This is a genomic window from Lamprobacter sp., from assembly GCF_034860625.1.
Classification (GTDB): domain Bacteria; phylum Pseudomonadota; class Gammaproteobacteria; order Chromatiales; family Chromatiaceae; genus Lamprobacter.
Genome location: NZ_JAYESN010000026.1, coordinates 1 through 24,835 on the forward strand (window position 1 = coordinate 1; position 24,835 = coordinate 24,835).

At 62.7% G+C, this 24,835-nt stretch carries 21 protein-coding genes and 1 pseudogene; 7 read left to right on the forward strand and 15 right to left on the reverse strand.

The features are described from left to right. Positions 1 to 157 precede the first annotated feature (157 nt). The 9 genes from VBE63_RS09045 to mobB form a co-directional block, all read right to left on the reverse strand. Positions 158 to 574 carry a CBS domain-containing protein gene (locus VBE63_RS09045; protein WP_323682689.1) on the reverse strand — a complete coding sequence of 139 codons (417 nt, stop codon included), beginning with the start codon at positions 572 to 574 and terminating at the stop codon, positions 158 to 160. An 87-nt stretch (positions 575 to 661) separates the two neighbouring features. Continuing rightward, the gene (locus VBE63_RS09050) at positions 662 to 862 is read right to left on the reverse strand and encodes a hypothetical protein (RefSeq protein WP_323682690.1); all 201 of its coding nucleotides are present in this window, start codon (positions 860 to 862) and stop codon (positions 662 to 664) included. Positions 863 to 929: 67 nt separating this feature from the next. Beyond that, positions 930 to 2,150 carry an NADH:ubiquinone reductase (Na(+)-transporting) subunit F gene (gene nqrF / locus VBE63_RS09055; RefSeq protein WP_323682691.1) on the reverse strand — a complete coding sequence of 407 codons (1,221 nt, stop codon included), beginning with the start codon at positions 2,148 to 2,150 and terminating at the stop codon, positions 930 to 932. 85 nt (positions 2,151 to 2,235) lie between these two features. Further along, positions 2,236 to 2,844: an NADH:ubiquinone reductase (Na(+)-transporting) subunit E gene (nqrE, locus tag VBE63_RS09060; protein ID WP_323682692.1), complete on the reverse strand. Its 609-nt coding sequence runs from the start codon at positions 2,842 to 2,844 to the stop codon at positions 2,236 to 2,238. Next, positions 2,844 to 3,506: an NADH:ubiquinone reductase (Na(+)-transporting) subunit D gene (locus tag VBE63_RS09065; protein ID WP_323682693.1), complete on the reverse strand. Its 663-nt coding sequence runs from the start codon at positions 3,504 to 3,506 to the stop codon at positions 2,844 to 2,846. Before VBE63_RS09065 ends, nqrE begins: the two co-directional genes overlap by 1 nt. 65 nt (positions 3,507 to 3,571) lie before the next feature. Next, entirely contained in the window at positions 3,572 to 4,420 is an 849-nt protein-coding gene (locus tag VBE63_RS09070) for a Na(+)-translocating NADH-quinone reductase subunit C (protein WP_323682694.1), read from the reverse strand. Then, entirely contained in the window at positions 4,410 to 5,630 is a 1,221-nt protein-coding gene (locus VBE63_RS09075) for an NADH:ubiquinone reductase (Na(+)-transporting) subunit B (protein ID WP_323682695.1), read from the reverse strand. Before VBE63_RS09075 ends, VBE63_RS09070 begins: the two co-directional genes overlap by 11 nt. An 81-nt stretch (positions 5,631 to 5,711) precedes the next feature. Further along, on the reverse strand, positions 5,712 to 7,157 hold the full coding sequence (locus VBE63_RS09080; RefSeq protein ID WP_323682696.1) for a Na(+)-translocating NADH-quinone reductase subunit A: 1,446 nt from the start codon (positions 7,155 to 7,157) through the stop codon (positions 5,712 to 5,714). A 339-nt stretch (positions 7,158 to 7,496) separates the two neighbouring features. After that, positions 7,497 to 8,597: a molybdopterin-guanine dinucleotide biosynthesis protein B gene (gene mobB / locus VBE63_RS09085; protein ID WP_323682697.1), complete on the reverse strand. Its 1,101-nt coding sequence runs from the start codon at positions 8,595 to 8,597 to the stop codon at positions 7,497 to 7,499. Positions 8,598 to 8,812: 215 nt separating this feature from the next. Between mobB and ettA the strand changes: the two genes are divergently transcribed. Together ettA and VBE63_RS09095 are read left to right on the forward strand one after the other, a co-directional pair. Continuing rightward, entirely contained in the window at positions 8,813 to 10,480 is a 1,668-nt protein-coding gene (gene ettA / locus VBE63_RS09090; protein ID WP_323682698.1) for an energy-dependent translational throttle protein EttA, read from the forward strand. Positions 10,481 to 10,576: 96 nt separating this feature from the next. After that, a pseudogene (locus VBE63_RS09095) lies at positions 10,577 to 10,761 on the forward strand (DUF815 domain-containing protein); the annotation flags it as partial. Positions 10,762 to 10,772: 11 nt separating this feature from the next. On the opposite strand, the gene VBE63_RS09100 reads toward VBE63_RS09095, so the two are convergent. Next, a complete protein-coding gene (locus VBE63_RS09100; protein WP_323682700.1) occupies positions 10,773 to 11,198 on the reverse strand; it encodes a hypothetical protein in 426 nt (141 codons plus the stop codon). 164 nt (positions 11,199 to 11,362) lie between these two features. On the opposite strand from VBE63_RS09100, the gene VBE63_RS09105 reads away from it, so the two are divergent. Then, positions 11,363 to 12,571 (forward strand): AI-2E family transporter, encoded by a 1,209-nt coding sequence (locus VBE63_RS09105; protein WP_323682701.1) that lies wholly within the window; start codon positions 11,363 to 11,365, stop codon positions 12,569 to 12,571. 42 nt (positions 12,572 to 12,613) lie between these two features. On the opposite strand, the gene VBE63_RS09110 is transcribed toward VBE63_RS09105, so the two are convergent. The 4 genes from VBE63_RS09110 to sufB all read right to left on the reverse strand — a co-directional run bounded on the left by VBE63_RS09110 (position 12,614) and on the right by sufB (position 16,846). Further along, a complete protein-coding gene (locus tag VBE63_RS09110) occupies positions 12,614 to 13,054 on the reverse strand; it encodes an SUF system Fe-S cluster assembly protein (protein ID WP_323682702.1) in 441 nt (146 codons plus the stop codon). 38 nt (positions 13,055 to 13,092) lie between these two features. Then, a complete protein-coding gene (sufD, locus tag VBE63_RS09115) occupies positions 13,093 to 14,463 on the reverse strand; it encodes a Fe-S cluster assembly protein SufD (RefSeq protein WP_323682703.1) in 1,371 nt (456 codons plus the stop codon). Next, on the reverse strand, positions 14,460 to 15,212 hold the full coding sequence (gene sufC / locus VBE63_RS09120) for a Fe-S cluster assembly ATPase SufC (protein ID WP_323682704.1): 753 nt from the start codon (positions 15,210 to 15,212) through the stop codon (positions 14,460 to 14,462). The genes sufD and sufC overlap by 4 nt, the downstream gene beginning before the upstream one ends. A 149-nt stretch (positions 15,213 to 15,361) precedes the next feature. Continuing rightward, entirely contained in the window at positions 15,362 to 16,846 is a 1,485-nt protein-coding gene (sufB, locus tag VBE63_RS09125) for a Fe-S cluster assembly protein SufB (RefSeq protein WP_323682705.1), read from the reverse strand. Between the two features lie 306 nt (positions 16,847 to 17,152). Between sufB and VBE63_RS09130 the strand changes: the two genes are divergently transcribed. The 3 genes from VBE63_RS09130 to VBE63_RS09140 all read left to right on the forward strand — a co-directional run bounded on the left by VBE63_RS09130 (position 17,153) and on the right by VBE63_RS09140 (position 21,082). Beyond that, positions 17,153 to 18,229 (forward strand): Fe(3+) ABC transporter substrate-binding protein, encoded by a 1,077-nt coding sequence (locus VBE63_RS09130; protein ID WP_416274529.1) that lies wholly within the window; start codon positions 17,153 to 17,155, stop codon positions 18,227 to 18,229. A 65-nt stretch (positions 18,230 to 18,294) separates the two neighbouring features. Then, positions 18,295 to 19,932, forward strand: coding sequence for an iron ABC transporter permease (locus tag VBE63_RS09135; RefSeq protein WP_323682738.1), 1,638 nt, complete (start codon positions 18,295 to 18,297; stop codon positions 19,930 to 19,932). Between the two features lie 52 nt (positions 19,933 to 19,984). Then, positions 19,985 to 21,082, forward strand: coding sequence for an ABC transporter ATP-binding protein (locus VBE63_RS09140; protein WP_323682706.1), 1,098 nt, complete (start codon positions 19,985 to 19,987; stop codon positions 21,080 to 21,082). A 144-nt stretch (positions 21,083 to 21,226) separates the two neighbouring features. Here the strand turns inward: VBE63_RS09140 and VBE63_RS09145 are convergent, their stop codons facing one another. Further along, on the reverse strand, positions 21,227 to 22,423 hold the full coding sequence (locus tag VBE63_RS09145; protein WP_323682707.1) for a pyridoxal phosphate-dependent aminotransferase: 1,197 nt from the start codon (positions 22,421 to 22,423) through the stop codon (positions 21,227 to 21,229). Positions 22,424 to 22,641: 218 nt separating this feature from the next. On the opposite strand from VBE63_RS09145, the gene uvrB reads away from it, so the two are divergent. Further along, positions 22,642 to 24,648, forward strand: a complete 2,007-nt coding sequence (uvrB, locus tag VBE63_RS09150) for an excinuclease ABC subunit UvrB (protein ID WP_323682708.1) — start codon at positions 22,642 to 22,644, stop codon at positions 24,646 to 24,648. Positions 24,649 to 24,835 lie beyond the last annotated feature (187 nt).

Below are 24,835 nucleotides of genomic sequence, written 5' to 3' on the forward strand. Positions count from 1 at the left end.
GCGATCAGCTCGACATGCTCTTCTTGGCGGCGCTCCTCGTCGCGGATGGCCTGTGCGAGCTCGTCATCGTAGCCGGTGATCTGCATGCTGGCGTCGAACATTAGGAACACTCCCAGAAGTCAAAAGCCGCTCAGTATAACGCGGTTCTGATGCTGTTTCAGATCCGATGCCGATCAGGCTGCCAGCCGGCTTCGAGCTGTTTGAGCACATCGCGACGGCTGATGATGCCGATGAGACGTCCCTGCTCCATCACGGGCAGGCGGCGGAAGTGGCTGGTCGCGAACAGTTCGGCCACCTCGGTGATCGGCGTGTTGGCATCCACAGTGACCACCGATGGCGTCATGAAGTTCTCAACGCGACCGCCATCTTCGCTGTGGTAGCCGGCACCGAGTGCGATCTGCATACAATCGCGCTCGGTGAGCATGCCGATCAGATTACCGATCTGGTCGACGACCGGGGCGCCGGAGAGACGCTGCTCGACCAGGATACGCAGCGCTTCGAGCACATCCATGTCGGGCGTTAGGGTCACTGGCCCGCGCGACATGGCCTTCTTTGCCGTCTTGCTCTCTTTCATCGGGACTTCCTCGCAAAGCCTTAGGGTACTTGAGCGCTCGCTTAGGTCGCTTGAGCGCGCGCTCAGTCGATTGCTCAGGTTAGGAGTCTAGTCCAGCGAGGCGCCGTCAGAGCGATTCGGACAGGATTGTCCGCGCTGGCAAGCGCCGCCGCAGTCCGAGCTGAGTCCAGGGATCTGATTGAGCCCGCCGCAACTGCCCTTGAGCGCGGCACGGCCATTGAGCACGCCAAGCGCAAGGCCAAGGAAGGCGAGCGAGAAGAGCAACAGTGCAAAACCAAATTCGAGCATCGAGGTGGCCTCCGGTCAGATGCTGTTCGCCGCATCAACATCAGGGCGACGGCTGACTGACGGCTGCTCAACCGCCGAAATCGTCGAGCAGAATGTTGTCGTTCTCGACCCCCAGGCTGTGCAGCATGCCGATCACTGCCGCTGTCATCATCGGCGGGCCACACATATAGAACTCGCAATCCTCGGGTGCCGGATGGTCCTTTAGGTAGCGCTCGTAGAGGACGCTGTGGATGAAGCCGACCTCTCCTTGCCACTCATCCTCGGGCTGTGGTGATGAGAGTGCGATATGCCAGCTGAAGTTCTCGTGCTCGCGGGCGAGCGCGTCGAAATCCTCCTGGTAGAAGATCTCACGCTTGCTGCGCGCGCCATACCAGTAGGAGATCTTGCGCTGGGTGTTCAAGCGCTTGAGCTGATCGAAGATATGGCTGCGCATGGGCGCCATGCCCGCACCGCCACCGACAAAGATCATCTCGGCTTGGGTCTCCTTGGCGAAGAACTCACCGAAGGGGCCAGAGATGGTGACCTCGTCGCCAGGCTTGAGGCCGAAGATGTAGCTCGACATGATGCCGGGCGGCACATCGGGGTGATCTGGCGGTGGCGTGGCGATGCGTACATTGAGCATGATGATGCCCGCCTCGCCTGGATAATTGGCCATCGAATAGGCCCGAGTCACCGGATGCTTGGTACCGGCCTTGTACTTCCAAAGATCGTATTGATCCCAGTCGGCGCGCAGATGATCAGGGATCTCGATATCGGCGTAATCAAGCTGGTAAGGCGGGCACTCGATCTGGATATAGCCGCCGGCGCGAAAGGCAACGTCTTCCCCCGGAGGCAGTTCCAGGATCAGCTCCTTGATGAAGGTCGAGACGCTGCGATTGGAGCGCACCCGGCAGGTCCAGCGCCGCACACCGAAGATCTCGCGCGGCACCTCGATGCGCAAGTCGTCCTTGACCGCGACCTGGCAGGCGAGCCGGTAGCCCTCGCTGGCCTCGCGACGGTTGATCAGGCTGGCCTCAGTCGGTAGTAGCTGGCCGCCGCCCTCGAGCACCTTGACCCGGCACTGGCCGCAGGTGCCGCCGCCACCGCAGGCCGAGGGCACGAAGATCTCGGCATCGGCCAGCGCCCCGAGCAGCTTGCGACCGGCCGTGGTGACCATATCGCGCTCTTCGTTGATATCGATATGGACATCGCCGCTGGGCACCAGCAGGCGCCGCGCGTTGAGAATGACGAACACCAGCGCCAGCACCACACCGGTGAAGACCAGGATGCCAAAGGTTAGATCGAGCACGTGGCGCCCCCTGCCTCTTGCCCTGACTGAATCCCAGCCTGGAGCACCGGCTTGATCAATCGGACTGCATTGAAGATGGAACCGATCACAACTGAATCCCCGAGAACGACATGAAGGCCATCGCCATCAGCCCGGTGGTGATGAAGGTGATGCCAAGGCCCTGCAGCCCGTCCGGCACATCACTGTACTTGAGCTTCTCGCGGATACCGGCCAGCAGCACCAGCGCCAGCGCCCAGCCAAGCCCGGTGCCGAAGCCATAGACGGTGCTCTCGCCGAGGTTGTAGCCCCGCTCGACCATGAACAGCGATCCGCCCAGGATGGCGCAGTTGACGGTGATCAGCGGCAGAAAGATGCCGAGCGCCTGATAGAGCGCCGGGAAGTAGCGATCGAGCAACATCTCCAGGATCTGCACCATGGCGGCGATGACGCCGATATAGGTGATCAGCCCGAGGAACGAGAGATCCAGCTCCGGCAGCCCGAGCCAGGCCAGGGCACCTTCCTGCAGCAGATACTGATGGATCAGGCTGTTGACCGGCACGGTGATGGTCTGCACCACGATGACCGCAATGCCCAGCCCGATCGCGGTCTCGATGCGCTTCGAGACGGCAAGGAAGGTGCACATGCCGAGGAAGAAGGCGAGCGCCAGGTTCTCGACGAAGACCGCCTTGAACAGCAGGGACAGGTAGTGCTCCATCAAAGCGACTCCGTGCGGTGCACGACATTGATCCGGTATTCAGGCTTTTCGAGCTGCGCGGGCTTCCAACTGCGGATGCCCCAGATCATCAGCCCGATGATGAAGAAGGCGCCGGGCGCGAGCAGCATCAAGCCATTGGGCTCGTACCAGCCGCCCTCCTTTACCAGCGGCAAGACCTGCACATCGAGCAGGCTGCCGGAGCCGAGCAGTTCGCGGATCGCGGCGACGCTGATCAGGATCAGGCTGTAGCCGAGCCCATGACCGAGGGCGTCGAGGAAGCTCGGCCAGGGCGGGTTCTTGGAGGCGAAGGCCTCGGCGCGACCGAGCACGATGCAGTTGGTGATGATCAGCCCGACGAACACCGAGAGCTGTTTGGAGAGCTCATAAGCGAAGGCTTGCAGCACCTGATCGACCAGGATCACCAGCGAGGCGATGATGGTCATCTGGATGATGATGCGGATGCTTGACGGCATCTGATGCCGGATCAGGCTGATGATGACGCTAGCGCCGACGATCACCACCGTCAGCGCGATGCTCATGGTGATGGCCGGCGCCAACTTGGTGGTCACCGCCAAGGCCGAGCAGATGCCGAGGATCTGCAGGGTGATCGGGTTGTTATCGACGATCGGCTCGAGTAGGAGCCGCGCGGATTGGGTGGCCATGCTGCGTATTCCCCTGTTCCTGTTCGGCCTGCTCGGCCTGTTTGGCTCGAATTCGGCTCGGACGGTCAGCCGCGATGATTGTCGCGAAGCCGGTTCAGGAAGGGCCCGTAGCCCTGCTCGCCCAGCCAGAAGCGCATCAAGTTGGTGACCCCATTGCTGGTGAGCGTGGCGCCGGAGAGCCCATCGACGCGGTGCTCGGCGTTGGGGGCACCCGGATCGACGCTGCCCTTGACGACCTCGATCACCGGCTGGCCAGCCTGATCGATCAGCACCTTACCGGGCCATTCGGAGAGCCAACGCTCGCCGGCGACCTCGCTGCCGAGGCCGGCGGTCTCGCGCTGCTCGTAGAAGGTGAGCGCCTTGGCGGTGCGCCCGTCCGGCGCTAGTGCCAGCAGCCCGTGCATGGTCGACCAGAGACCGGCGCCATAGACCGGCAGGATGATGGTCTCGAGCTGCCCATCCTGGCGGACCAGATAGACCGGCATGCGATCGGGGCGGCGCTGCAAGCCGGCGCGGCCAGCCTCATCGAGTGCACTGCTCATGGTTGGATTCTTGGCCGCATCGCGATAGGAATAGGTCATCGGATTCGCATCCGCGATGAGCTCGCCCGTCTCCAGATCGACTAGGCGTTGCTCGATGCGCTCGAAAGCTTGATCCAGACTCATCCCCGCGCTGTCGAGCCCTGCCACCTTGACCACTTCCGACTTGAGCGCGCGCGCGGCATTGCGCTCCTGCAGCGGGCGCAGGCTCACCGCCGTCGCCGAGACCACCACTGAGCAGGCCAGGCAGAGCACCAGCGCGACCGCGATGGTCTTGCGCGGATCATCGTTGGGCAGCCGAAAGACCGTCTTCAGGGACGCCAGTAGACCGCCAGTGTGCTGGGATTGAGCCTGTGGATGCGAGTCAGCCGACATGACGCCGCGCCCTCCTGCGGATATTAGCCTGGACCACGAACCAGTCGATCAACGGCGCGAAGAGGTTGGCGAACAGGATCGCCAGCATCACCCCTTCCGGATAGGCCGGATTGAGCACCCGGATCATCACCGTCATGAAGCCGATCAGCGCGCCGTAGAACCATTTGCCGGCCTCGGTCATCGAGGCCGAGACCGGATCGGTGGCCATGAACACCAGCCCGAACGCGAGCCCGCCGAGCACCAGGTGCCAGTGCCAGGGCACTGCGAAGGCCGGGTTGGTCTCGCTGCCAATGCCGTTGAACAGCAGCGCGGTGCCGATGACGCCGATCAGCACGCCGGCCATGATGCGCCAGGAGGCGACACCGGTGTAGAGCAGGAAGATCGCACCGAGGATGATCAGCAGGGTCGAGGTCGAGCCGATCGAGCCTTGCACGGTGCCGAAGAAGGCGTCCCACCAGGTGAGCCCCGTGGCCTGGATGGCGGTCACACCACCCTCGGCGGCCAGCATCAAGGGGGTTGCACCGCTGAAGCCGTCGACCGCGGTCCAGACCGCATCGCCGGAGATCTCGCTCGGGTAGGCGAAGAACAGAAAGGCGCGGCCGGTCAGCGCCGGATTGAGGAAATTCTTGCCGGTGCCGCCGAAGACCTCTTTGCCGATGACGATGCCGAACGAGATACCGAGCGCCACCTGCCAGAGCGGGATATCCGGCGGCAGGGTCAGCGCGAACAGGATCGAGGTGACGAAGAAGCCCTCGTTGACCTCGTGGTTGCGCACGGTGGCGAACAGAATCTCCCAGAAGCCGCCGGCGGCCATGGTGACGATGTAGATCGGCAGGAAATAGACCGCGCCATGCCAGAAGTTGTCCCAGAGGCTGCTGGCATCATGGCCGCCGGCGCCGAGCAGCCAGAGCAGCCCGCCGCGCCAGCCCTCGACCTGCTCTAGGCCCATCGCTGTCATAGCGCTGTTGGCCTGCAGGCCGATATTGACCATGCCGAACAGGGCGGCGGGCAGGACCGCGATCCAGACGAAGATCATCACCCGCTTGAGGTCGATGCCATCGCGCAGATGCGGGGTGCCGGCGGTGACCGTCGAAGGCGTATAGAGGAAGGTATCGACCAGCTCGAACAGGGCGCCGAAGCGCTCATAGCGACCGCCAGGCAAGAAGTGGCGCTCTTGGCGATCCAGAAATTTGCGCAGCGCCTTGATCATGCGTGCCCCCGGATGCAGCCCGAATGCTCGGCGGAACGCTCGGTGGAACGCTCGGCCATTGCGGCGAGAGTGAACATCGGTTCAGTGATTCTCATGCCAAATCTTATTCAGGTTACGCCGCAGCACGGGGCCGAAGTCATGTTTGCCGCAGTCGACGAAGCTGCAGAGGGCCAAGTCTTCCTCATCGAGCTCGAGCGCGCCGAGCTTTTCGGCGGTCTCAATATCGTCGACCAAGAGCGCGCGCAGCAGTTGCGTCGGCAGCAGATCCAACGGCATCACCCGTTCGTAGGCGCCGATCGGCACCATCGCGCGCGGGCTGCCGTGCAGCGAGGTGCCCAGCGGCAGCGTCTCGCCCTTGGCGCGGCCGGACAAGAATAGATTCAAGGCCGAGTAACGCCCCCGCCCGGGCTTGAGCCAACCGAACCATTCGCGCTCACGCTCTTCGGCTAGCACCGTGATCTGATTGTGGAAGCGACCCAGGAAGGCACTGGTGCCGACCGCTTGCCGGCCACTGAGCACTGAGCCCGAGATCACACGCGCTTCCTGGCGGCCACTCAGCTCGCCTTTGACCAAGTCATTGGTGCTGGCGCCGAGTCGCGTGCGGATCAGCCGCGGATTGGCAACCATCGGCCCGGCGAGCGAGATGATCCGGGTTGGATCGATGCAGCCGGTGCGAAACAGTCGGCCGATGGCGATCACGTCCTGATAACCGATCGTCCAGACCGTCCGCTCCAAGCTGACCGGCATCAGACAGTGGATATGGGTTCCCGCCAGACCTGCCGGGTGCGGTCCAACAAATTCGACGGCCTGGAAGCCCGAAGACGAGGGAACCGACAAGCCCGCGTCCGGGCGCTGACAGCAGTAACAGGGACCATCGGTGAGCTTGCTGATCACGCGCAGGCCATCGGCGAAGGCATCGCCGGCATCATCGATGATCCGCTGGGGATCTGGCGCCAGCGGATGGCTGTCGATGGCGGTGACGAAGAGCGCCGCCGGCGTGCTATCCGGCGGCGGGATCATGCTGAACGGACGCGTGCGGAAGCCGAGCCAGGCGCCTGCTGCCAGCAGATTCTCGCGCACCTGATCGCGGTTCAGGTCATCAAGCTCATCCGCGGCATAGGCGTTGAAGGTTTCCTGCTCATCGAGCGGCGGCAGCGGGTCATTGCCATCGCGCGGCTGGTCGAGGCGGATGACGATACTCTCCAGCACGCGTCGCGGGCCACGGTGGATGGCCTCGACCACGCCGCTGGCCGGTGCCGTTGCCGCAACCTCGCGATAGGCCTTGCGGCGCGAGATCGGCTGGCCGAGACGGACCCGATCACCGATCTCGATCTCGAGCGACGGCAAGCGCTTGACGCCGACGCAATCGTAACCGATATGCGCGACACGGCTGACCACCGGGCTGGCGTCGATCTCGCTGCTCGGCGCCCCAGCGAGCGGGATATCGAGACCTTTCTTGAGTCGAAACTTCAGACGGCCGCCTGGATTGGGTCGGCCCTTGCCCGAAGGCGGTCGGAGTACTGCCACTGCGATCGAAACGCCTTGCTGAGGTGAGGATCAGATGTCCTATACGATCCCTTGCCGGTGGCCATGCGTCAAGGGGCTGCAACGCTCTGGGCTCGGTCCACGACACCGATCGCTATAGGCGCAAGGTCGCTGAGGTCAGCGACCCGGCGATTGGCACGGTCCTCAACCGCGCCATGCCTCAACCGCGCCATGATCAAAGCCGGACAAGTTGCGGTGGTATCGGCGCTACAATTCCTACCGTTTGCGACAGCCGGTTGCTGCAGCCGGGATGAGGCGGGTGCGAAGGCTGCCGGGCTGGGGGCCTGGAACAGAGACGAGGAACAGCAGCGGCCCTGGGAGTTAGCTCAGCAGCGCAATCTGCGCGGAGAGTTCCAGCGCCAGGCTGAGCCGATAGGCCTCATTGATGTCTGCCGCCGCCGCATAGACGCCCTGCCCCACGACCAGGCAGAGCGGATTTTGGGCCAGCGCTGCGGCGAGCTGAGGTGGCGCCAGCACTGGCACTCGGCCAAACAGGCTGCGGCCTTGCTCATCGAGTGGCTCGAACAAGCCCTGGTGTGAGCCTAGCCGCAAACTCAACGCCACCACCTGTGGTCCCTGGGTGCGCAGGATGGCATTGATCTCGGGCCGCTGGCGATAGACCTCGCGATACAACTCAGCATCCAAAGACAACCCAGCGTCCGCGCAGACCGCTTCCGGCAGTGGCGCATCGAGCCCGCAGGGGATCAACGCATCCGCTTGACCCAGATCGCCGGGCCGGCCGTTTGGGCTGACCCAACCGCTCGGGGTGATCCAAAACTGCCCGCCCGCGCGCACCGAGGCGTTGCCAAAGGCGGCGGCATTGGCCCAGCCACCCTGCCAGCGTTGCAGAGCCGCGAGCAGTTCGGCGCGTGGATCAGCGCTGATCCCGGCACCGGTGCGCGCCAACTCGGCGATGAAGTCGACCAAGGCACCCAACTCAGACAACGGCAGTTGCCTCGGATGCGGCTCGACGGGTAGCGGATCATCGCTGACCACGGCGACGATGCCCGGATCATCCGGGTACAGCGGTGCCTTGCCGGTGACGGTGCGAAAGACCTCGATCTTGGGCACGGCGGCGGCGCGAAAGCCCTCGATCAGGAGCAGATCGAGACTCTCGGCATCGAAGCGGGCGCGCAGGCTGTCGAGACCGGCGGGATGATCCTCGGCGCGCTCATTGGTGCGACTGAGCAGCGCCCAGTGCTCGCCGGAGACCAGCATCACCTGGCGCGCACCGGCGGCGGCCACCTCGTAGCTATCCTTGCCCGGGCGATCGAGCGCGAAGCCATGATGGGCATGCTTGAGATAGCCGATGCGCAGCCCGCGCTGGCGCAGCAGGGGCACCAGCTTGCGCAATAAGGTCGTCTTGCCGCTGCCGCTGGGTGCGACAAAACCGATCGCTGGAATCTGTGCTGCATCCATCATCGCTGCCCTCGCGCAGGTGTTGTTGACGCCGCTGGCGGCGGTCGCCTTGGACATTCTAGTGGAGAGGGGGCAGAATCGCGGTCTTGCTTTGAGCATCACATCGGCGCTCGCTTAGTCGCCACCCAGCGCCGATGACTCAGCCCTGAAACCTCGCCAATAGGGTTCGACGAGCCTCGAGCCGCGCCCCTGCTGGCCTAACCAAAGACCCAATCGAGATGGCGCAATACATCTACACCATGAACCGTGTCGGCAAGGTCGTGCCGCCGAAGCGCGTGATCCTCCGCGACATCTCGCTGTCGTTCTTCCCCGGCGCCAAGATCGGCGTGCTCGGTCTCAATGGCTCGGGCAAGTCGACGCTGCTGCGCATCATGGCCGGCCTCGACACCGAGATCGAGGGCGAGGCGCGGCCGCAGCCGGGCATCAAGATCGGCTATCTGTCGCAGGAGCCGCAGCTCGATGAGACCAAGGATGTGCGCGGCAACGTCGAGGAAGCGGTCGCGCCGATCAAGCAGGCGCTGGAGCGGCTAGACGCGGTCTATGCCGCCTATGCCGAGGAAGACGCCGACTTCGACGCCCTGGCCAAGGAGCAGGCGGAGCTGGAAGATCTGATCGAGGCCACCGATGGCCACAATCTCGATCGCACCCTGGATCAGGCCGCCGACGCACTCCGGCTGCCGCCTTGGGATGCCGACGTGAGCAGGCTCTCGGGCGGCGAGCGCCGACGCGTCGCGCTCTGCCGCTTGCTGCTCTCGAAGCCGGACATGCTGCTGCTCGATGAGCCAACCAACCATCTCGACGCCGAGTCGGTGGCCTGGCTCGAGCGCTTCCTCAAGGATTACAGCGGCACCGTGGTCGCGGTGACCCATGATCGCTACTTCCTCGATAACGTCGCCGGCTGGATTCTCGAGCTCGACCGCGGTCACGGTATCCCCTGGCAGGGCAATTACTCGAGCTGGCTGGAGCAGAAGGAGAAGCGCCTGGAGCAGGAGGAGAAGTCCGAGCAGGCACGCATCAAGGCGATGAAGCACGAGCTGGAATGGGTACGCACCAATCCCAAGGGCCGGCAGTCGAAGAGCAAGGCCCGCCTAGCCCGGTTCGAAGAGCTGCAATCGCAGGAGTTCCAGAGCCGCAACGAGACCAACGAGATCTACATCCCGCCTGGCCCCAGGCTTGGCGACCTGGTCATCGAAGCCAACGGGCTGCGCAAGGGATATGGCGATCGACTGCTCTATGACGACCTCTCGTTCAACCTGCCCAAGGGTGGCATCGTCGGCGTGATCGGCCCGAACGGCGCCGGCAAGACGACGATGTTCCGCATCATCACTGGCCAGGAGGAGCCGGACGCCGGCGAACTGCGGGTCGGCGAGACGGTCGAGATCGCCTATGTCGATCAGAGCCGGGATGCGCTCGACGGCAAGAAGACGGTCTGGGAGGAGATCTCGGACGGTCAGGATATCCTGGTGGTCGGCAAGTACGAGATGCCCTCGCGCGCCTATGTCAGCCGGTTCAACTTCCGGGGTTCGGATCAGCAGAAGCGCATCGGCGACCTCTCCGGCGGTGAGCGCAACCGGGTGCATCTGGCCAAGCTGTTGAAGAGCGGCGGCAATCTGCTGCTGCTCGATGAGCCGACCAACGATCTCGATGTCGAGACCCTGCGCGCGCTTGAGGAGGCGGTGCTGAACTTCCCCGGCTGCGTGGTGGTGATCAGCCATGATCGCTGGTTCCTGGATCGGATCGCGACCCACATCCTGGCCTTCGAGGGTGATTCCAAGGTGACCTGGTTCGAAGGCAACTATGCCGATTATGAGGAAGATCGCCATCGCCGGCTAGGCACCGAGGCCGATCAGCCGCATCGCATCCGTTACCGGCCGTTGACGGCCTAACGCGGGCTCAGATTGCGTGAAACTGTGGCTCACGTTCTTGCATCGTTATGGCCGCAACACTCGATCAGTCCCTGATTCGGCAAGTCGTCGCTGATCAAGGCGCTGAAGGCGGCACTGGATGGCTCGCTCAGCGCCCCGCCCGAGAATCTGTTGATCTACGCGACTTCTAACCGCCGCCACCTGCTACCCGAGTACCAGCGCTGGAACCAGGAGGCGCAGATGATCGACGGCGAGATCCATCAGGGCGAAGGCGTTGAGAGAAGATCTCGCTCTCCGATCGTGCCAGGTGCCCCTAACCGCCGTTGACTTGGACGCCGTGATCCGAGAGCCATTTCACATCAAGCTCCCAGTCGACACGCTCTACGCCGGGTTGTGACAGCACCAGCCCCTGCGTCCGCTTTTGATGATCGATCAGACCTTGCTGGGCGGCGATCATTTTGGGATCGTCCTGCGCCAGTCCGGCAAGCTCGGGATGGATGACCTCAAGAAAGCGGATCGCTGGGACCTGGAAGTTCCTTGGCGTCGAGAGGATTGCGACCCCCTCTTCCAAGCGCTTGACGCGGAATTGGTAAGGATAGTCAGCAAGCTCGGGGTCGGCATCGAGCATCTCGTTAATCTTCCAGACCTCGGGTTGCCAGCTGGCGTTGATCCACCAGGCGAGCAGGGCCACCAGGATCACCCCCAGAACGATACTGTAATTGCGAGTAAACTTATCCATCGATGCATCACTCTCTTGATTAGAGTCGGCTGATTTGAGTCGGACAGCCATGGCTGTGGGTGCGACTGCAGCTACAACTCCGGCTGTTTGAATTGTTCGACAGGATCTCGCAAACAGGAATCGTTCTCCATGAAAATAGTCAAGTATTCCCTAGGCGTTCGCCGATGAAGCAGGAAACCATCAACAAAGCGGTGTTACTAGGCTTGGTTGGCCTGATCTCGGTGCTGTTCCTGACCATGGTGCAGCATTTTCTGGTGGCGATCTTCATGGCCGCCGTCTTCGCGGCCATGACCCATCCCGCTTACGCCAAGCTCAACCAGTGGCTCGGCGGCCGCCGCTATCTAGCCTCTCTGATCAGCCTGCTGTTGCTGCTGACGGTGGTGCTGCTGCCGATCGTGCTCTTGACCATGGTCTTCGTCGGGCAGGCCATCAACGTTGGCCACTCCGTGACGCCGGTGATTGTCAATTTCCTCAAGGAGCCTGGTAGCTTCCATACGCTTCTGGAGCAATTGCCCTTCTACGAGGCACTCAGCGCCTATGAAAACCAAATGACGACGCAGATCGCTGGTGCTGTCGAGGGGTTCGGCAGACTGCTGGTCAATAAGATCTCAAGTATCGCGCTCGGCGCGGTTCAATTCCTCTTCCTAACCGTGGTGTTTTCTTACACCTTCTTCTTCTTCCTCATCGATGGCAACAAGGTCATCAATGCCATCTTGTATTACCTGCCACTGCAGGATCATGACGAGCGGCTGATGCTGCGCAAATTTACGACCGTGACGCAGGCGATGATGATCGGCACCCTCCTCATTGGCATCTTGCAGGGCGCACTGGCCGGCGTCGCCTTCGCCATCACGGGGGTCCCGAACGCGGTCTTCTGGGGCACCCTGATGGCAGTGCTGTCGATCATCCCAGGCGTCGGCTCAGCGCTGGTCTGGGTGCCTGCTTCCATCGTGCTGATCGTCCAGGGCTCCTTGGGCGCCGGTCTTGGCCTTATCTTGTTCTGCACACTCGTGGTTGGCAGTATCGATAACGTCTTGCGCCCGATCCTGGTCGGTCAGCACACCGACATGCATGAGCTGATGATCTTTTTCGGCACGCTCGGTGGCCTCTTCACCTTTGGCATGGCCGGACTCCTGATTGGTCCGCTGATCGCGTCGCTCTTCATCACCATTTGGGAAATCTATGGTGAGGCCTTCAAAGACAGCTTGCCAGAGGTCCACTCCAACACCCCGCCGGCGTCAACCGCCACTTCGGCGGCCGATGAAGCAGCCTTTCTCTTCAAAGAGCCTAGCGATAACGCCCGAGGGTCGGGCGCCCGAGGGTTGGAAACGGAACACAAGGATGGTCAGGGTGAGGAAGCGGAGCGCGCATGAGGGGAGTCGGTCGCAGCTAGTCAGTCGGTCGCAGCCAGTCGATCACAGCATGCCGAGCGTCAGCTTAGCCTCATCGGACATGGTGTCTGGGCTCCAAGGTGGGTCCCAGACTAGCTCCACGGCGACCTCGCCGACCCCTTCGACCCGCTTCACCGCATCCTTGACCATCACCGGCATCAAGCCAGCGACCGGACAGGCCGGCGCGGTGAGGGTCATGTCGACATCGACATTGCCGTTGTCCGCGATGTCGATCTTATAGATGAGGCCAAGATCATAGATATTGACCGGAATCTCCGGGTCGTGGACTTGGCGCAGCGCGGCGATGATCGGCTCGCGCAGCGCTTCGGGATCGCCTAGCATCTGCGCTGACGCGTCCGACGGGCTGTGGTCGGCTGCCACTGCCGCGGCCGCGATGACATCGTCCCGGTCGACCTGTCCAGCGTCATCCGAGCCAAAGCCGGCGAATCTGGCTAACCTGTTCATCAGAACGTTACCTCGACTGCAAAGGGTTGTTGCTGCATTTAATCCAGCGGCGCCTGCTCAAGCCGTACACCAACTTGCTCGGTGACGTAGTCACGCAGTGCCTCTGAGCCCAGCGCATCGATGATCTCACCGGCAAAGCCGAGGCAGAGCATACGCCGGGCAAGCGGCGCCGAGATACCCCGCGAGCGAAGGTAGAACAGCATCTCGGGCTCGATCTGCCCCACCGTGGTGCCATGGCTGCACTTAACGTCGTCGGCATAGATCTCGAGCTGCGGCTTGGTATCCACCTCAGCATTGGCCGACAGAATCAGATTGCGGTTGGACATGTCGGCATCGGTCTTCTGTGCGTCGCGCGCGACATAGACCAGACCGTCGAACACCGCCCGTCCCTTGCCGTAGAGAATGCCCTTGAAGCGCTCGCGGCTGCTGCAGTTCGGCAAGCCGTGACGGACGTCCATGTGATAGTCGATCAACTGCTGATCACCCGCTAGGTAGAGCCCGTGCAGATCGCACTCGGCGTGCTCGCCGCTGAAGCGGACCACCAGATCGGTGCGCGCCCAGGTACTGCCGAGACCGATGTTGACGCCCGTATAGCGACTATTAGCATCTTGGCTGAGATATAGGCCGGTGATGTGAAAGGCGTTCGGGCTCTCTTGCTGCACCCGCGAATGGTGCAGCAGGGCATCACGCCCAACCGAGACCTCGAGCACCGAGTTGGTGCAATAGAGCGCGTCGCCAAGGCTGACATAGCGTTCGATCACCTGTGCCTGGGCGCCATCGCCAAGACTGATGAGATGCCGGGGTTGCGCTACCCGCGGCTCATCCATGCCCACCGAGAGATGGATGATCTCGATCGGGCGCTCCAGCAACGCGGCGCGCTCGAGCAGGACCACCAGCCCATCCTGCATCGCGGCGGTGTTCAGCGTGGCGAACAGATGACTGCCCTCGCCGGCAATGCGCGTCAGCATGCCCTGTACCGCGTCGGGGTCGGATGCCAGCATGCCACGCAGGCTGCCGATGCGTACACCGCGCGGCAGATCGCCGAGCCTGGAGAGCGCCTCGGAGTAGCGGCCGTTGACCAACACTGCCCGATGCGCATCAAGCCCGGGCACGAGCACTTCATCGAGGTCGCCTGGCGTCACCGCGGTGACCAGTTCATCAACATCGATGAAACCTTGATCGATCAGCGAGCGCAGGCCGGTATACCGCCAGCCCTCGGACTTGCCGGTCGGTACGCGCTGGGTGCGTACACGCTCAGCGGCCTGTTGGCGCTCAGCGGTGAGCCAGGCCGGGACCGATCCAGCGCTGGAGGCTGGGGCCGCGGTACCCTCGCTAAGCCCTTGGAGCCAACCAGCAAAAGCCTCGGCGGCATCGATCTGGGGTCGGTTACTTGGGGTGACTGCGCTCATGCTGCCTCCGCGTCGACGATCCAGCCGTAGCCCTTCTCTTCGAGCTCCAGCGCCAGATCCTTGCCGCCCGAGCGGATGATGCGGCCCTTGGCCAGTACATGCACATGGTCGGGCTCGATGTAATCGAGCAGGCGCTGATAGTGGGTCACCACGATCATCGAGCGCTCGGGGCTGCGCAGTGCGTTGACGCCATCGGCAACAATGCGCAGGGCGTCGATGTCGAGTCCTGAGTCGGTCTCATCGAGGATCGCCAGCTTCGGCTCCAGCATGGCCATCTGAAAGATCTCGTTACGCTTCTTCTCGCCACCGGAGAAGCCGAAGTTGACCGGACGTTTGAGCAGGCTGTCATCCAGGTGCAACACCTTCAACTTCTCTTTCATCAGCCGCATGAAGGAGACGGCGTCGAATTCATCCTCGCCGCGTGACTTGCGGATCGCATTCAGCGCCGCCTTGAGGAAGTACATGTTATTGACCCCGGGCAGTTCGACCGGGTACTGAAAGGCGAGGAATAGGCCTAGGCGTGCGCGCTCTTCGGCGTCGAGCTCGAACAGATTGGCTCCATCAAGCTCGGCGCTGCCGGCGGTGACCTCATAGCCCTCACGCCCTGAAAGGACATGGGCGAAGGTGCTTTTGCCAGAGCCATTCGGCCCCATGATCGCGTGTATTTCACCGGGTCCGACCTCGAGGTCGAGACCACGCAAGATCTCTTTATCGCCGACGTTAGCCTTCAGGCCTTTCACAGACAGCATGCGGATACTCCTAGTCATGAGGGGCGCTGCGGCGAATGCTGTTCAAACCGCATCACGCCCTTGAGAGATGTCTTCGATCAGATCGGGGCCAGAGCATTGAGGCGCTGATCCCGGCTCGCCCGGTCTTGCGCGACCGGGAACCCCTAGGCTCAACCCACGGCGCCTTCGAGGCTAATGCTGAGCAGCTTCTGCGCCTCGACCGCGAACTCCATCGGCAGCTCGTTGAAGACCTCTTTGCAGAAGCCGTTGACGATCATCGAAACGGCGTCTTCCTCCGACAGCCCGCGTGAGCGGCAATAGAAGAGCTGATCGTCGCTGATCTTCGAGGTGGTTGCCTCGTGCTCCATCTTCGCGCTCGGGTTCTTCACCTCGATGTAGGGGAAGGTGTGCGCGCTGCACTTGTCCCCGATCAACAGCGAATCGCATTGGGTATGATTGCGTGCACCTTCGGCGCGCCCTGCGATACGCACAAGTCCGCGGTAGGCTTGCTGGCCGTGCTGCGCGCTGATGCCCTTGCTGACGATATTCGAGCGGGTGTTCTTGCCGAGGTGGATCATCTTGGTGCCGGTGTCCGCCTGCTGGCGGCCTTTGGTCACCGCCACCGAGTAAAACTCGCCGACCGAATCGTCGCCGCGCAGGATGCAGCTCGGATACTTCCAGGTGATGGCTGAGCCGGTCTCGACCTGGGTCCAGCTGATCTTCGAGCGATGGCCGCGGCAGTCGCCACGCTTGGTGACGAAGTTGTAGATGCCGCCCTTGCCGTTCTCGTCGCCCGGATACCAGTTCTGTACCGTTGAATACTTGATCTCGGCATCATCGAGGGCGATCAGCTCAACCACTGCGGCGTGGAGCTGGTTCTCGTCGCGCTGCGGCGCGGTGCAGCCTTCCAGGTAGCTGACATAGCTGCCTTCGTCGGCGACGATCAGGGTGCGCTCGAACTGCCCTGTATTGGCCGTATTGATCCGGAAGTAGGTGCTCAGCTCCATCGGGCAGCGGGTGTGCTTCGGCACATAGACGAAGGTGCCATCAGTGAACACAGCGGAATTCAGCCCGGTGTAGAAGTTATCGGTCGGCGGCACCACGGTACCCAGGTACTTTTGCACCAGCTCCGGGTATTCCTGCACCGCCTCTGAGATCGAGCAGAAGATCACGCCCGCTTCGTGTAGTTTCTCGCGGAAGGTGGTGGCCACCGACACACTATCGAACACCGCATCGACCGCCACCCCAGCAAGGGCCTTTTGCTCTTCGATCGGGATGCCGAGCTTCTCGTAGGTCTCGAGCAGGATGGGATCGACCTCGTCAAGACTTTTTGGTCCGTCCTTCTTCTTCGGAGCTGAAAAGTAGGAGATCGCCTGGTAATCGATCGGCGGATAATGGACCGAGGCCCAGGTTGGGGTTGGCATCTCAAGCCATTTGCGATAGGCCGCGAGACGCCATTCGGTCATCCACTCGGGCTCGCCCTTACGCGCGGAGATAGCCCGCACCACATCCTCATCAAGGCCTGGTGGCAGGGTGTCGGATTCGATCTCGGTGATGAAGCCGTGCTCATAGCCGGCGTTCACAAGATCATCGTACTGGCCGGTACTGTCGGCCTTGCTCTCGGCCGTGACGGCCTCTGCTGGAATCGCACTCATGGGTGTCCGCTCCGATACCTGAGTAGTTTACTAGGTTATAGTACGACGACTCTGCAGGGTTTCAAGACCCTCTGTCATCGTTTTGAGGAAATCCGACCGCGCAAAGCTGGCTGCTCGGGCGCAGAGATTATTGCAGAAGACGGTCGTTTCAAGCATCAGACCGCATTGATTTGTTTTGTCAATCGCAACTATTCTCATCCCTCTTGTTATTTTTGCTCGCTGCATACAGACTAGGCACTGGCGCGCAGGTCTTCGGGCTGAGGCGCCACGCTCTCGTCATCCGATTACTTGGAGCCTTCACGATCCATGATACCGATCCACCCTCGCCTGTACCTCTTCTCGTTGCGCACTCCGCTCGCTGCGGTCTGCTTGATGCTCGCCTTGGCGCTCACTCTAGTGCCCACGCTCGCCGCAGCTGACGAAGAGGTCAACCTCTACTCGGCGCGCAAAGAGGCCTTGATCAAGCCGCTGCTCGATCGCTTTACCGAGGAGACTGGCATTCAAGTCAACCTGGTCACCGGCAAGGCCGATGCCCTGCTGCAACGCCTCAAGACCGAAGGTGCCAATAGCCCCGCTGATCTCCTGCTGACGGTCGACGCCGGCAATCTGCACCGCGCCAAGGCAGACCAGCTCACGCAGCCCTTTAGCTCGGAGGTTGTCGAGAACGCGGTGGCCTCGACCTACCGCGACCCCAACGGCCATTGGGTCGGACTCTCGCTGCGCGCGCGCCCGATCCTGTACGTCAAGGGCAAGGTCGACCCGTCCGAGCTCTCGACCTACGAAGCGCTTGCCGACCCCCAATGGAAGGGCCGTATCTGCATCCGCTCATCGAGCAATGTCTATAATCAGTCGCTGGTCGCCTCGATCATCGCTGCCGACGGCACCGAGGCGGCCCAAGCCTGGGCTGAGGCCATTGTCGCCAATATGGCGCGTCCACCCAAGGGCGGAGATCGCGACCAAATCAAGGCTGCTGCTGCGGGTCAATGCGATATCGCAATCGCAAACACCTATTATCTGGCTGGAATGCTCAGCTCTGACGACCCAGGCGAGAAAGCACCTGCCGAACAGGTCGCGGTGTTCTGGCCGAACCAGCCTGGCGCCGGTGACGGCCGCGGCACCCATGTCAACGTGAGCGGCGCCGCCATCACCGCCGCGGCCAAGAACAAGGAAGCCGCGGTCAAGCTGATCGAATTCCTTGTCAGCCCTGAATCCCAGGCTTGGTACGCAGAGGTCAACGGCGAATATCCGGTCCGCGAAGGGGTTGAAATCAGCCCCGTACTGGCTGAATGGGGCCGCTTTGAGGCCGACGATCTCGATCTGATCGAGCTCGGCGAGCTGAACGGCGCCGCCCTGATGCTGATGGACCGCGCCGGCTGGAAATAACCACAGGCTTTCGCACCGCCTCCATGACCGCTTCTTCGCCTGCCCTCTCCGGGCGCCTCGCCCTCATGACCCCTGCTCGGCTCCGCGCTTGGCCTGGCTTGGTGGTCCTGGTGGCCGCCCTGTTGGCCTTACCGATCCTGGTGGTGATCGGCTTCGTTTTCGTGCCCGCTGGCGAGGTCTGGAGGCACTTGGTCGACACCGTCTTGGTCGACTACGTCTCGAATTCGTTGTTGCTCATGCTCGGCGTTTCGATCGGCACCGTGATTGGTGGCGTTGGCACCGCCTGGCTGACAAGCATGTGCCGGTTCCCAGGTCGCGGGATCTTCGAATGGGCGCTACTGCTGCCGATGGCGATGCCGGCCTACATCATCGCCTATACCTATACCGGCATGCTCGACTTCGCCGGCCCGGTGCAGACCCTGATCCGCGACCTCAGCGGCTGGGGCTGGGGTGAGTATTGGTTTCCGCAGATCCGCTCGCTGCCCGGCGCCGCGGTGATGCTGTCGCTGGTGCTCTATCCCTATGTCTATTTGCTGTCGCGAGCGGCGTTCCTGAGTCAGTCCCTATGCGTGCTCGACGTCAGCCGAACCCTCGGCAACGGCCCCTGGCGTACCTTTTTCACGGTTGCGCTGCCGCTTGCCCGACCGGCCATCGTCGCTGGTCTCTCACTGGCATTGATGGAGACACTCGCGGACTATGGCACCGTTGAATACTTCGGTGTCTCGACCTTCACCACCGGTATCTTTAGAACCTGGTTCGGGCTTGGCAATCCGGCCGCGGCCGCTCAGCTTTCAGCGCTGCTGCTCGGTGTCGTGTTCGCGCTCATCCTGCTCGAGCAGACCTCAAGGGGTCAGGCGCGCTACCACGACACCGGCCAGCGCCGACAATCGATCCGGCGACTGAAGCTGACCGGCTGGCGCGCACTGGCCGCTTTCGCCTTTTGCCTGGCGCCGCTGAGCCTCGGTTTTCTGCTGCCTGCCGGTCAACTGACGGTCTGGTCCATGACTGTCGCTGACCAACGCCTGGATGCGGAATTCACCCGGCTTGCCCTCAATAGCCTTGGTCTTGCCGCAGGCGCTGCAGTACTCGCGCTCGCGCTCGCGCTGTTGCTCGGCTACGGGCGTCGACTGCTGCCGACGCGCTGGGTCCAGGCCGCGGTGCGCACCGCCGGCATGGGCTATGCCGTCCCTGGAACCGTCATCGCGGTCGGCGTCATGATCCCCTTCGCCTGGATCGACAACAGCCTCGATAGCTGGATGCGCGCGACCTTCGGCCTCTCGACTGGCTTGCTGCTCAGCGGCTCATTGGCTGCGCTGATCTTTGCCTATCTGGTACGCTTCCTAGCCGTCTCACTCCACACGGTCGAGTCTGGATTGGGTAAGATCCGCCCTTCGATGGACGAGGCCGGGCGCTCGATGGGGCTGCGGCCAGCTCAGGTACTGCGCCGCATCCACATGCCGATGCTGCAAGGCAGCCTGCTGACGGCGCTGCTGCTGGTCTTCGTCGATGTACTGAAAGAACTCCCAGCCACGCTGATCCTGCGCCCGTTCAATTTCAACACCCTCGCGGTGCGTGCCTATGAGCTGGCCTCTGACGAGCGCCTGGCTGATTCCGGGCCAGCGGCACTGACCATCGTCGCCGCCGGTCTCATCCCGGTGATCATCCTGAGCCGTTCAATCACCCGCTCGCGCGCCAGTGTTTGAGCAGACCGACTTGAGCAGACCGACCGCACACAGGCACCGACAACAAACAGACATGACAGAGAGCCTGCAGCCAAGGCCGACGGTTCGCTTAGAGGTGCGCGAGGTCGATGTCGCATACGGCGACACCACCGTCGTGAATCAGGTGAGCTTCATGCTCGAGACTGGCACCATCGGTTGCCTGCTCGGCCCCAGCGGCTGCGGCAAGACCACCTTGCTGCGCGCCATCGCCGGTTTCGAGCCGGTGAGCCAGGGCGAGATCCTGATCCGCGGCCAGCCCGTTGCCAAGCCGGGCTGGGTGCTGCCGCCCGAGCGTCGGCACATCGGCATGGTGTTTCAAGATTTCGCCCTGTTCCCGCATCTGACGGTCGCGCGCAACGTCGGCTTTGGCCTACGCTCTGGCCTGCATGCAATGAGCAGCCAACAACGCCAGGAGCGCGTCGGCGAGTTGCTGGAGCTGGTCGGGCTGAGTCAGGCCGCGGAGCTGTTCCCCCACGAGCTCTCAGGTGGCATGCAGCAGCGTGTGGCCCTCGCAAGAGCCATGGCCCCGCGCCCAGACATCCTGTTACTCGATGAGCCCTTCTCCAGCATGGATGCCGAGCTGCGCGAGCAACTGGCGCGCGAGGTGCGCGCGTTGCTGAAACGCGAAGAGGTCACCGCCATTCTCGTGACCCACGATCAGCTCGAGGCGTTCGCGATGGCGGACATGATCGGGGTACTGAATGAGGGGACCGTGCATCAATGGGGGACGGGTTTCGGGCTCTATCATGAGCCGGCGAACCGCTTCGTCGCCGACTTCATCGGCCAAGGCGTGCTCCTGCCGGCAAGCGTACTGGATAGCCTCCAGGTTCGGACCGAGCTCGGCCGGATCAGCAGCCCACAGCCGCATGGACTTGAGCCCGGCATCGCGGCGGAGGTGCTGATCCGCCCGGATGACATCCTGTACGACGAGTCCAGTCCGCGCCGGGCCACCATTGTCGAGCGCGCCTTCAGAGGCGCCGAGTTCCTCTACACGCTCCAGCTCGACAGTGGATCAGAGGTGCTCTGCCTGGTGCCAAGCCATCATCGGCATGCGGTCGGTGAGCGCATCGGTATTCGCCTCGAGGCCGACCACCTCGTGGTCTTCGCCTGCCCTTGCTCTGGCTCGCCTTGATGTTGACAAATCAGGCTCCAGGTTGCTTGCGTCGATTCACCATAAAGTCACCGAGCGGATGCATTTCATGGTGACGCGGATCGCTCGCAGGTATTCATAGGATCAGGCTTCGCTGTGCTCAGTCATGGCCTAGTCTCGAGGGGGTTAGGCGCTCTTGTTTGCCACTCGAGCAATGCGCTCCAATGCTTGCTCGAGATTCTGCTGGCTGGTGGCAATGGAGATCCGCACGTAGCCGGGCGAACCGAATGCGGAGCCTGGGACCAGGGCGACACCGGCCTGCTCGATCAGATATTCGGCAAGCTCTAGGTCATCGCGCACACCGTCGAGCGTTTCGATCAATCCCTGCACCTTTGGGAAGACATAGAATGTGCCGTCGGCGGGCAGGCACTCGACGCCAGGCAGGGTATTGAGCTGCTCGACGACGAGGTCGTGGCGTGCTTTGAACGCGGTGAGCATCTCGACGATACAGTCCTGTGGTCCCTCGAGGGCAGCTTGCGCCGCGACCTGGGAGATTGAGGTCGGGTTCGAGGTGCTCTGTGACTGGATCTTCTTCATCGCCTTGATGACCGGCTCGGGACCGCCGGCGTAGCCGATGCGCCAGCCGGTCATCGAATAGGCCTTGGAGACGCCATTGAGCACTAGGGTGCGTGGCAACAGATCCGGGCAGACGTTGACGATATTGACGAAGGGCGCGCGCTCGGGCCAAAGGATATGCTCATACATATCGTCGGTGGCGATCAGTGCGCGCGGGAAGTCTCGCAGCACCTCGCCCAGTGCCCTCAGCTCATCGGACGTGTAAGCCATGCCGGTTGGGTTTGATGGACTGTTGATGACCACCAAGCGCGTCATCTCGTTCATCGCGCCGCGCAGCTGATTCGGCGTGATCTTGAATCGCTGCTCGGCACCGGCGTGGACCAGCACTGGTGCAGCTCCAGCAAGCAGCACCATATCGGGATAAGACACCCAGTACGGCGTAGGGATCACGACCTCGTCGCCTGGGTCAAGCACTGCCTGAGCCAGGTTATAGAAGCTCTGCTTGCCGCCGCAGGAGACCAGGATCTGCTCGGGTGCGTAGTCGATACCGTTGTCGCGGTTGAACTTGGCGATGATCGCGCGCTTGAGCTCAGGCGTACCATCAACCGCGGTGTACTTGGTGAAGCCGGCATGGATGGCCTCAATGGCCGCTTGCTTGATGTGATCGGGCGTATCGAAATCCGGCTCGCCCGCGCCGAGGCCGATCACATCTTTACCTGCTGCACGCAGTTCCTTCGCGCGCGCGGTGATGGCCAGCGTGGCCGATGGCTTGACGGATTGAACGCGGTTGGAGAGCTTGATGGTCATCGGTTGTCGGTTCCGGATAGCGCAAGGAATGATGTCAAAGACAGCGCCTTGGGGCGGGGCCAGGCGCTGCAAGTCGGTCTCGCAGGCGGATCTTATTGGCATCCAGCAGCAGCATCCCGATCATAGCGAATCGCATCAACCCGCGCGATGCCGACGCAGGTCGCGATCTGATCTCCTCTCATCCTGTTGATCTCCATTTGTCCTTGGACCCGCCGCTTATGACCCGCGCTTTTGAGCTCGTCTCCCCCTTTCAGCCCGCCGGCGATCAGCCCGAGGCCATCCGCCGGTTGGTCGAGGGGCTCAACGACGGCGAGGCCGGCATGACCCTGCTTGGCGTCACCGGCTCCGGCAAGACCTTCAGCATCGCCAACGTCATCGACCGGGTGCAACGCCCGACGCTGATCCTGGCGCCGAACAAGACCCTCGCCGCTCAACTCTATGGCGAGATGCGCGAGTTCTTCCCGCACAACGCGGTTGAGTACTTCGTCTCCTACTACGACTACTACCAGCCCGAGGCCTACGTGCCGGCCTCTGATACCTACATCGAGAAGGACGCCTCGATCAACGAGCACATCGAGCAGATGCGCCTGTCGGCGACCAAGGCCCTGCTCGAACGCCCCGACGTCATCCTGGTCGCCACCGTCTCCAGTATCTATGGCCTCGGCGACCCCGAGGCCTACCTGAAGATGGTGCTGCACCTGTCGCGCGGCGATTTGATCGATCAGCGCGCGATCCTGCGCCGACTATCCGCGCTGCAGTACCGGCGCAACGAGATCGAGCTCTCGCGCGGCTGCTATCGGGTGCGCGGCGATGTGATCGACATCTACCCAGCCGAGTCGGACGATGAGGCGATCCGCGTCGAGCTGTTCGACGACGAGATCGAGGCGCTGGCGCTGTTCGACCCGCTCACCGGCGAGACCAAGCGCAAGGTGCCGCGCTACACGGTATTCCCGAAGACCCATTACGCGACCCCGCGCGAGGTCATCCTCAACGCCGTCGAGCAGATCAAGGTCGAGCTCAAGGAGCGTCTACACTGGCTGCGTGACAATCACAAACTGGTCGAAGCGCAGCGCCTGGAGCAGCGCACCATCTTTGACCTGGAGATGATGGTCGAGGTCGGCTATTGCTCGGGGATCGAGAACTACAGCCGCTATCTCTCCGGTCGCGGTCCCGGCGAGCCGCCACCGACGCTATTCGACTATCTGCCCAAAGACGCCCTCATCGTCATCGACGAGAGCCATGTGACGGTGCCGCAGCTCGGCGGCATGTACCGCGGCGACCGCTCGCGCAAGGAGAACCTGGTCGACTACGGCTTCCGGCTGCCCTCGGCGCTGGATAATCGACCGCTGCGCTTCGAGGAGTTCGAGGCGCGCCGGCCGCAGGCCATTTTTGTCTCGGCGACCCCGCGTCAATACGAGCTCGACCACTCCGGCGCGGTCATCGAGCAGGTGGTGCGTCCGACCGGCCTGATCGACCCCGAGGTCGAGGTGCGCCCGGCACGCACCCAGGTCGACGATCTGCTCTCCGAGATCGGACTGCGCACGGCCCATCATGAGCGTGTGCTGGCGACCACCCTGACCAAGCGCATGGCCGAGGATCTAACCGATTATCTGGGCGAGCACGGCATCCGCGTGCGCTATCTGCACTCGGACATCGACACCGTCGAGCGGGTCGAGATCATCCGGGATTTGCGGCTCGGCGAGTTCGACGTGCTGGTCGGCATCAACCTGCTGCGCGAGGGGCTGGACATGCCCGAGGTCTCACTGGTCGCCATCCTGGATGCCGACAAGGAGGGCTTTCTGCGCTCCGAGGGCTCGCTGATCCAGACCATCGGCCGCGCCGCGCGCAACGCCAACGGCAAGGCGATCCTCTACGCCGACCAGATCACCGGCTCGATGCGCCGCGCGATCGACGAGACCGACCGCCGTCGCGCCAAGCAGATCGCCCACAACGCGGCACACGGCATCACCCCGCAGACGATCAAGAAGGCGGTCGCCGATATCATGGAGGCGCATGTGCCCGGCGCGCCGATGAAGCCGCGCGACTTCGCCAAGGTCGCCGACGAGATGGCCGAGTACGCAGACCTGAGCCCGGTGCAGATGGCGAAGAAGGTCAAGAGCCTGGAGAAGGCGATGTACAAGGCCGCGAAGGATCTGGAGTTCGAGAAGGCGGCCGCGCTGCGGGATCAGATCAAAACGCTGCGCGCGCGTGGCTTGGCGGCCTGACATCATTCGCTAAAGCCCCAGTGCTTCCACCTGCCGTCTTGCAATCAGGTGGCCATGCGCCGCGGCCGTTTTGATCGATTCAATGGCCTTCGGCTCATCTTTCTCTACTCCTACACCACCCGCATGCAGATTACCAAGCCAATGCATGGCATCGGTCGACGATCAGGGGTTCACCTGGGATCTCGGC